General features: G+C 77.2%; 3 protein-coding genes and 1 riboswitch. Of the genes, 1 reads left to right on the top strand and 2 read right to left on the bottom strand.

Going from position 1 to position 2,899, the window contains the following annotated elements:
* Positions 1 to 630: precorrin-8X methylmutase (locus tag AB0K09_RS31905; protein ID WP_366068879.1), on the bottom strand; the 630-nt coding region annotated here is incomplete at its 3' end.
* Positions 627 to 1,910, bottom strand: coding sequence for a precorrin-3B synthase (gene cobG / locus AB0K09_RS31900; RefSeq protein ID WP_366068878.1), 1,284 nt, complete (start codon positions 1,908 to 1,910; stop codon positions 627 to 629). The genes AB0K09_RS31905 and cobG, both read right to left, overlap by 4 nt.
* Before the next feature lie 245 nt (positions 1,911 to 2,155).
* Positions 2,156 to 2,219, top strand: a riboswitch (cobalamin riboswitch).
* 52 nt (positions 2,220 to 2,271) lie between these two features.
* Between cobG and AB0K09_RS31895 the strand changes: the two genes are divergently transcribed.
* A partial coding sequence (locus tag AB0K09_RS31895; RefSeq protein WP_366068877.1) for a cobaltochelatase subunit CobN occupies positions 2,272 to 2,899 on the top strand: 628 nt, incomplete at its 3' end.

The following is a 2,899-nucleotide window of genomic DNA, read 5'->3' as shown; positions in this document are numbered from 1 at the left end:
GCTCGCTATCGCGTTGATCGCGGCCGCGGCCATCGCGCTGCCGCCGCGCCGGCCCCGCACCACCAGGTACTCCAGCCCCAGGGGGCTCTCGGCCAGTGCGTCCTTGGACTCGGCCGCGCCGATGAAGCCCACCGGGATGCCGAGCACCGCCGCCGGGCGCGGCGCGCCCTCCGCCACCATCTCCAGGAGCCGGAACAGCGCCGTCGGCGCGTTGCCGACGGCCACGACCGCGCCGTCCAGCCTGTCCCGCCACAGCTCCAGGGCGGCGGCGCTGCGGGTCGTGCCCATGCGCGCGGCCAGCTCCGGCACGGCCGGGTCGGTCAGGGTGCACAGCACCTCGTTGTCCGCCGGCAGCCGCCTGCGGGTCACACCCGAGGCGACCATGTTGGCGTCGCACAGGATCGGCGCCCCGGCGCACAGGGCCTCGCGCGCCTTGGCCACCACCTGCGGGGAGTACGCCAGATCCCGGACGAGATCGGTCATCCCGCAGGCGTGGATCATGCGTACCGCGACCCGGGCGACGTCCGTCGGCAGCCCGCCGAGGTCGGCCTCGGCGCGGATGGTGGCGAAGGACTGGCGGTAGATGGACGCGCCGTCCTTGTCGTAGTCGAACACCGTTCCCTCGTTCATGTAGTGGTACGTGCCGCCGCCACCGCGCCGGCCAGTCCTGCCGTCGTCACCGTCGTCGCGGGCGCCGTGCCCGGTTCGTCCCGCACCGCGACCCGGTAGCCGTCGCCCGTCGCCAGCACGTCGACCCACCGGCCGCCCGGATGCCCGCAACGCCGCTCGCACCCGGACCAGTACACCGGCAGCGCCGCGCCGCCACCAGGGCGTACGGGCGCGAGGGCGGCGGTCGCGTCGGCCCGCACGTCCGCGAGCGACTTGGCGCAGCCCGGGCGCCCCGCGCAGGCGCCCGCGCCGTGCCACGGGGACGCGGCGGACGTGACGAGGCCGGCTGCTTCGAGCTCCGCCAGCCGTGTCGCGGCCGCCCCGGCCGGCAGACCGGGCACGACGACGCCGCGCCAGGGTGTCACACGCAGTTCACCGTCGCCGTCCAGGCCGGCGGTGCGGGCGAGGAGCCGCCACTGCGCGACGGACAGCCGGCCGAGCGGAGCGGCCACCGACAGCGTGCGGCGGCCGTCCGGCCCGGTGACCAGGCCCGGCTCGACCGGGGAGCCGGGGGCGACGGCGAGGGTGGCGGGGGAGGACGGGATGCCGGCGGCGTCCAGGCGCCGGGCCAAGTCGGTGGCGGTGGGCCGGTGTTCGGCCGGCAGCTCGCGCAGGCGCCAGGCGCGGGTGCCGCTCGCCCGCCGCGCGGCGAGGAACCCGGCGGCGGCCAGGACCGCGGAGCGGGCGGCGTCCCGGTCGGCGACGCGCAGGCCGGGGCCGGTGGGGCCGTGGCCGAGCAGGGCGCCCGAGTCGCTTGCGATCAACGTCACATCGGGGGAGAGGGCGACCACGTCGCCGCGGCCGTCGTCCAGACCGAAGAGGAAACGGCCGGAGAGGTCCGAGAGGTCCGGTTCGCCGGAGCACAGCAGCCGGTCGAGTTCCCGAACCCATGCCCGCGTGAGCGAATTGCCCGTTCCGTCCAGGCCGCTCAGGGGAGAGGCCGCGATGTTCCGGATGCGGTCGTGCCGGTCGGAGGGCAGCAGACCCGCCTCCCGGAGGCGGGCCGCCAGCTCGGCGCCGCAGGTACCCGCCAGGCCGCGCAGCTGGACGTTGCCGCGGGAGGTGAGGTCCAGGTGACCGTCGCCGAGGGCGTCTGCGGCGTCCGCGAGCACGACGGCCTGGTGTGCCGTCAGCAGCCCGCCGGGCAGCCGGACGCGCGCGAGGGCCCCGTCGTCCGCGGCGTGCAGGCGCAGGGCGCCGGGGCAGGCGTCGGCGCGATCGCGGGCGGGGAGGGCGGGCATGCGGCGAGCATACCGACGGGCCCGCCGCCCGGCGGCCGGGGTCCGGGCCGAGGTCCGGGGGCAGGCGGGCCGGGCGGGGCCGGGCGGTGCGCCCCGGGGGCCAGGGGCGAAGCCCGGGAAGGGGTCTCGAAGGGGCGGAGCCCCTTCGGAAAACGGTGACCGGGCGGGACCGGGGCAACTCCCCTCCGACCAGCGGCCCCGCATCGCTAGTATGGCTCCGCCAGCGACGGCACCAGGGGAGGAAGGCCGGTGAGACTCCGGCACGGTCCCGCCACTGTGAGCACGGCGGAAACGCCGCGCGAGTCAGGAACTCCCGCCGTCCTCCCACCGCCCGGGGCGCGGACCCCGAGGAAGGCCTGCCGTGATCCTTCTGCTGTCGACCTCCGACACCGACCTGCTCAGCGCCCGTGCGGCCGGCGGTCCGGTCCCGTACCGGCTCGCCAACCCCGCCCGGCTCGCACTCGACGCGCTGCCGGAGCTCCTGGAGGGCACCGACCTCGTCGTCGTGCGGCTCCTCGGCGGCGTCCGCGCCTGGCAGGAGGGGCTCGACACGCTGCTCGCCGGGGACCGGCCGGTCGTCGTCCTCACCGGTGAACAGGCCCCCGACGCCCAGCTGATGGAGCACTCCACCGTGCCCATCGGCATCGCCGCCGAGGCGCACGCCTACCTCGCCCACGGCGGCCCCGCCAACCTCGAACAGCTCGCCCGCTTCCTCTCCGACACCGTGCTGCTCACCGGCCACGGCTTCGAACCGCCGGCCGCCGCCCCCGCCTGGGGCGAACTGGAGCGCACCCCCCGGGCCGAGCACCCCGACGGCCCGCTCGTCGCGGTGCTCTACTACCGCGCCCACCACATGAGCGGCAACACCGCCTTCGTCGACGCCCTCTGCGGCGCGATCGAGGACGCGGGCGCCCGCGCGCTGCCGCTGTACGTCGCCTCCCTGCGCGCCCCCGAGCCGGAGCTCGTGGACGCCCTGCGCGCCGCCGACG

It is taken from the genome of Streptomyces sp. NPDC049577, from assembly GCF_040675635.1.
Classification (GTDB): Bacteria; Actinomycetota; Actinomycetes; order Streptomycetales; family Streptomycetaceae; genus Streptomyces.
The sequence above is the reverse complement of the archived record's forward strand: the minus strand, read 5'-3'. Positions and strand labels throughout refer to the sequence as shown.